This is a genomic window from Candidatus Neomarinimicrobiota bacterium (assembly GCA_018647265.1).
Lineage (GTDB): Bacteria > Fidelibacterota > Marinisomatia > Marinisomatales > TCS55 > TCS55.
Genome location: JABGTK010000077.1, coordinates 1 through 5,019, shown reverse-complemented (window position 1 = coordinate 5,019; position 5,019 = coordinate 1). Strand labels below are relative to the sequence as shown.

The 5,019-nt window shown below is 38.5% G+C and carries 7 protein-coding genes; 1 reads left to right on the top strand and 6 read right to left on the bottom strand.

Annotated elements, in window-relative coordinates; genetic code table 11:
• Positions 1 to 209: 209 nt before the first annotated feature.
• Genes HN459_04740 through HN459_04725 form a run of 4 tightly spaced genes read right to left on the bottom strand, consistent with a single transcriptional unit; the run spans position 210 to position 2,812 of the window.
• Entirely contained in the window at positions 210 to 638 is a 429-nt protein-coding gene (locus HN459_04740; protein MBT3478751.1) for an acyl-CoA thioesterase, read from the bottom strand.
• A gap of 3 nt (positions 639 to 641) precedes the next feature.
• Positions 642 to 1,172 (bottom strand): histidine phosphatase family protein, encoded by a 531-nt coding sequence (locus HN459_04735; GenBank protein MBT3478750.1) that lies wholly within the window; start codon positions 1,170 to 1,172, stop codon positions 642 to 644.
• 12 nt (positions 1,173 to 1,184) lie between these two features.
• Positions 1,185 to 2,195: an MBL fold metallo-hydrolase gene (locus HN459_04730; protein ID MBT3478749.1), complete on the bottom strand. Its 1,011-nt coding sequence runs from the start codon at positions 2,193 to 2,195 to the stop codon at positions 1,185 to 1,187.
• The gene (locus tag HN459_04725; protein ID MBT3478748.1) at positions 2,192 to 2,812 is read right to left on the bottom strand and encodes a glutathione S-transferase family protein; all 621 of its coding nucleotides are present in this window, start codon (positions 2,810 to 2,812) and stop codon (positions 2,192 to 2,194) included. Before HN459_04725 ends, HN459_04730 begins: the two co-directional genes overlap by 4 nt.
• An 80-nt stretch (positions 2,813 to 2,892) precedes the next feature.
• On the opposite strand from HN459_04725, the gene HN459_04720 reads away from it, so the two are divergent.
• On the top strand, positions 2,893 to 3,765 hold the full coding sequence (locus HN459_04720; protein ID MBT3478747.1) for a DUF1684 domain-containing protein: 873 nt from the start codon (positions 2,893 to 2,895) through the stop codon (positions 3,763 to 3,765).
• 144 nt (positions 3,766 to 3,909) lie between these two features.
• Here the strand turns inward: HN459_04720 and HN459_04715 are convergent, their stop codons facing one another.
• Positions 3,910 to 4,317 carry a hypothetical protein gene (locus HN459_04715; protein ID MBT3478746.1) on the bottom strand — a complete coding sequence of 136 codons (408 nt, stop codon included), beginning with the start codon at positions 4,315 to 4,317 and terminating at the stop codon, positions 3,910 to 3,912.
• Between the two features lie 172 nt (positions 4,318 to 4,489).
• Positions 4,490 to 4,759 (bottom strand): RNA-binding protein, encoded by a 270-nt coding sequence (locus tag HN459_04710; protein ID MBT3478745.1) that lies wholly within the window; start codon positions 4,757 to 4,759, stop codon positions 4,490 to 4,492.
• Between the last annotated feature and the right edge of the window lie 260 nt (positions 4,760 to 5,019).

Below are 5,019 nucleotides of genomic sequence, written 5' to 3'. Positions count from 1 at the left end.
TACCGCATTATGGATATTGTTTTAGATGCAGATTATAACGGCTATGTTGGAATCGAATATGAAGGCAGCGTCCACAGCGAAATGGAAGGTATTCGATTCACGAATGAATTGCTGAAAAAGATCAGGGATTCTATTTCTTAAATATTATCAATAATCTTTTTTGATTATTGAATCACTTTTCTTCCCTTAATTTTTCGCCATAACCAATATTACACATTCGTTGGCTGATATGCTCGGATATATTCAGTTGGCATAGGGTATAGTTTCCCATTTTCAATTTGAATACACACCCAATCGGTGGCACCACGAAAGACAGTTTTTTCATCTCCCTCTCGGATAATTTGATATTCCCTTCGGCTCCTGAATTTGCCATCATTGGTGACAATCCATGTACCTACAATGAGCCGGTCACCCAAAAATGTTGGTGCTTGATAATTCAATTCGTGTCGGCGGGCCACCATGGCAAACCCGAGTTCAGTATAATCTTCAGCCTTGAGACCCAAAGCACTGGAATGGGCCCAAGCCGTATCCATGATCCAATCCAAATAAACCCGATTATTCACATGGCCCAAATCATCAATGGCAGATGACTTTACCTCAATTTCAGAAGTAAACGGATTTGGGTAATCCCAGTTCATGGATTATTCTCCCACGTGAGTGGTTGTAAGGTGTGGTGTATTATTTTCCCAGCGGATGATAAACAGATCACCATATTGATCGTCGGAAATGGCTACTTCATCTTTGATACCAAATAAAGCAATCAAATTAGGTAATGTATTGGAATGGCCAGCAATTACTACCATTTTCCCACAATGTTCTAATGCGCGCTGAATCTGCCCTTCGGGATCATTGGCCGTATGAATATTCACTTTTGTTTTCCACGTTTTCGCCAAGGGATTAACCGTCTGTTGGGTTCTTGTGAATTCACTGGAATAGATTACACCATTGTCTATTCCCACCAATGAATCAGCCAATGCAGCAGCGCGATTGAATCCACTTTTGGTCAGTTCTGGGTTCTTCTCCCCTTTAATGATCTGTTTCTCTGCATGACGAATGAGATATACAGCTTCAGGATAACATTGAAAATCATCGACAGAATAGGATGAAACGGAAGGCATGCAACCCAATAATCCCATCAAAATTATGATAATTGAAAATCTTGTTTTAGTCATTGAATAAATACCTTAAAGTGAATTGATCGGGATATTTTCCCAAAGGGGTAAAACGACAATGCTTCGATCAGAATTTCTTTCTTCCACCATTTCGAATGATTTTTTCACATCCAATCCTTGGAGAATTTTTTCTAATAAACTCCTAGATTTGATTCCCTTTTTTAAGGGGACAAAAAAGTCATCCCAGTGAATGGGAACAATAACCTTGGGGTTCAACGCATCCGTCACGTGAGTTTGATAATCGTCGTTGTAAGTATCGTCCATTGTTTCCAATCCCGCCATTCCCAGAAATAGAATATCAACATCATATTCGTCTAAAATATTAGGGATAAACCCGGCACTGCCGTGGATGGCTAAGGTGGCTTCTGGATGCTCTATGATGATCGTATAACTGGCCCCTTCTTTGTAGACCATGGCGCTTGCCGGCGGTATTATCGGTCTATCGATTTCATTATTTAATAGTAAATCACCCAATTCTTTATCAGGATAAGGCCAATGTTTTCCTTTAATGAGCGTCACTTTCATTGAACCAAATTGAACCGCCATCCCGGATTCCACTTTAATCATTTGATCTTCTGGGAGATCCAATCCACGGCCGATATTTAATGTAGATTCGGATCCCACTAGTTTTGCACCAGTCATTTCTACAACAATGGGTGAATCCATGGCATGATCAAAATGGGAATGAACGGGAATCACAGCATCCAGTTTTTGAATGCCCGCCCGTCCAAGACAATAATTAATAATGTCTCCATCTGGTTCAATTTCGCCCCATAGTATTCGAGGAATCGATGGCCGTGTAAAAAATCCATCGGTAAGAATAGACGTTTCACCGTCACTCACCAACAAATTAGTATTGCCGATAAATTGGACTGTCAGTGATCCTTCCGATTGTTGTGAATTCATTTGATATGCATATTTATCCAACTGGGGAACGGCGGGACGATAGTTCATAAGAACAGTGAAAACGGCAAAGATTAAAAGGAATAATCCAAGGAGTGTAGACAATAGTTTTTTAATCATTCTAAAAATGAATTCCACTTTTCTAAAAACCGCACAAGGTTCGGGAGTGATTTTCCATCCACATTATATAATTGTTTAACACGTTTAAATAAGCCAACGCGCTCTATTAACCCATTTCCGGGTAATCCATAAACAGCCCAAAGGGCGACACGCAAATCACAAATGGCCATATCATTATCATCATGAAAACTGGTTCGATCGCCAATCTCCTGATCCAGCCACTCTAAAGCACTTCGATAATCAGTTAAAGCATTCTCATCTAATTCATCTGTCCATTTCAATAAATATTTCCAAATAGAAAACCATGGTTTGGCTACTTTTTTATCCAACATAAGTTTCCAACTATCGCAAGATCTTCGCGCTTTTAAATCCCGAGGAAATAAACGCGGTGAGTCGGGATAATTCGCATCGAGGTAATTTAAAATAGCTTCACTATCATTAATTATAATACCATTATCCACAATGACAGGTGTTCCATCCTGCCCGGAGGCATCCCGGATTGGTTGGCGGTCAAAAAAGTCTACTTTTATAGTTTCGAATGGGATTTTCTTAAAGCGAAGTGCCATGCGAACCTTCATATTGTTGGGCGAAGGTGCCAGTTCATAAAATTTCAACATAGCCAAATTTAGGTCAACAAATGATTTAAAAGAAATATGTCACATTGCAATTTTCTATAATAAATTTTCAGTACGTTATAATGAAAATCAGAATTTTAATCACCCTCTTGATGGCCATTCTTATTATTTCTGGATGTGCTTTGGACACAAACCATGAAAAAGAAATTCTCCATTTCCGGCAGAAGCGAATTAATTATCTCAAATCGAGGCAAGGCTATCTAAACCTTGTGGGACTTTATTGGTTCTATGATGGTGAATATCAAATGGGCTCCGGACAGGACAATGATATGATTCTCCCTATTGGGTTCCCAAAATTGTTTGGCTCATTTTCAAAAATTGGTAAACAGCTAAAATTTCAATTCAATATGCCCGTTTTAATCGACAGTATAAATCAAGTAACTGAATTTTTATTTTCTACAGAACAATTAGACCACACCTTTTCTTGGAATTCCTTTCAATGGTTTATAATAAAACGTGGCGGGAATTATGCTATTCGTTTAAAAGATATTGAAAATCCTTATATGGATCCAAATTTTGAAATTTCTTATTACCCAATAGACCCGCGCTGGATAATTAAGGGCTCGTTTGAAGCATACCCTGCCGGCCAAAATCGGATCATTTCCAATATATTCGGGCATCCCATTGAGCAACCGGCAATTGGGATTGTATCTTTTAAAATGGGTGGTAAATCCTATGCATTGGAAGCCCATATGGAGGGGCCAAAACGCACCATCATCTTTATGGATGGATCAACAGGAAATGAGACTTATAGCGGCGGGAGAGAATTATATTTTGATCCGCCGGACAAGAATGGAAACGTAACGATCGATTTTAATAAAGCATTCAATTTCCCCTGTGCCTATAATGATTTTACTACCTGTCCCGTACCGCCATCCATAAATCATTTGAATCTACAAATCACCGCCGGAGCAAAGGCGTATAAAAAAAGGTAAGGGTCATTCGAATGCTTGCTTTCGGATGTTAAAGTTGATGTGATTACAATCCGAACCAGAAGATTTATTTTACCACATGCAGTTTTCTTCCCATACCAATCACAAAAAATATAATTGCTCCAATTTAACTAAAATTGGAATCAGCTATTCAGACTTAGGAGATCCTCCTTGTAAAGCTACATCTTTCCATGTTTTACCGAATCTTACTTCCATTTTATTAGGACTGATTCTTCCTCCAACAACATTGCCTTTTAACCGAACCGTTTGGGCAGCATAGTCTGCATAACCGGGGCTTGGACCAATGATAACAAATATATTTCCATCTTTATCCAATAGACCGGCAGGTGTTCCCCTCGTCATACAGCGGGAAGCACAAGATTTATGTCCTTCTCCACTTGCACCGCGGGAAGTGTAACAGACGAGGTCTACGACTTCACCTTCAATTAGTTGCTTTTCTGGTTTTTGCTTTTTAGATGCATCTTGTGCCTGCAAGAACACACATGCCATTAATATGACTGCAAATAAAGTGATCCATTTATTTTTCTTATTCATGATTTGCTCCTATTAAATATGAGATTGAAACGATTCATGCAGGAACTTACACAGATTTAGAGGACCATGAGTTGATCTCTTTTATAAACAAAAAAGCCCCGCAATAAGCGGGGCTTTTAATTTCTTCTAATTCAAATAAATCTAAATCAGAAATCGAATACCAAATTCTAATTTAGTATCTTGGGCGAGAAGGTCTTTCTTCTCTTGGACGGGCTTCGTTTACTTTCAATTCACGACCTTCAAGTTCTTTACCGTTCATTGCTTGAACAGCAGCTTCACCTTCAGTCTGGTCAGCCATTTCGACAAAACCAAATCCTTTGGAACGGCCTGTTGCACGATCAGTGATGATGCGTGCGCTATCGACTGTACCAAATTCACCAAAAGCAGCTTCTAAACCGCTTTCATCTAATTGAAAGGAAATATTCCCTACATATATATTCATTTATCTATCCTTTTCAGGGCTATTAATACCTGAATCTTGTTAATACGAATAATGCATTACTGCACTATATCACCTTGATATTATTTTTTCTTCGAGAGTGGAGATATGTAAAACTCAACTATAAAGATCATTTATATCCTTAGTGACGTTGGGAATTTACCCTTTATATTTAATACAACCTAAAAAACTTTTCACTCCTACTTTTACTCGAAAATCATAGATTTATTACCGTTGTTCCATTTTAATATTCACAAATAATC

What these genes read in the sequence shown, in the direction of transcription:
- HN459_04740 (MBT3478751.1), bottom strand. Translation starts at nt 638, where the DNA reads ATGAACTGGGATTACCCAAATCCGTTTACTTCTGAAATTGAGGTAAAG.
- HN459_04735 (MBT3478750.1), bottom strand. Translation starts at nt 1,172, where the DNA reads ATGACTAAAACAAGATTTTCAATTATCATAATTTTGATGGGATTATTG.
- HN459_04730 (MBT3478749.1), bottom strand. Translation starts at nt 2,195, where the DNA reads ATGATTAAAAAACTATTGTCTACACTCCTTGGATTATTCCTTTTAATC.
- HN459_04725 (MBT3478748.1), bottom strand. Translation starts at nt 2,812, where the DNA reads ATGTTGAAATTTTATGAACTGGCACCTTCGCCCAACAATATGAAGGTT.
- HN459_04720 (MBT3478747.1), top strand. Translation starts at nt 2,893, where the DNA reads ATGAAAATCAGAATTTTAATCACCCTCTTGATGGCCATTCTTATTATT.
- HN459_04715 (MBT3478746.1), bottom strand. Translation starts at nt 4,317, where the DNA reads ATGAATAAGAAAAATAAATGGATCACTTTATTTGCAGTCATATTAATG.
- HN459_04710 (MBT3478745.1), bottom strand. Translation starts at nt 4,759, where the DNA reads ATGAATATATATGTAGGGAATATTTCCTTTCAATTAGATGAAAGCGGT.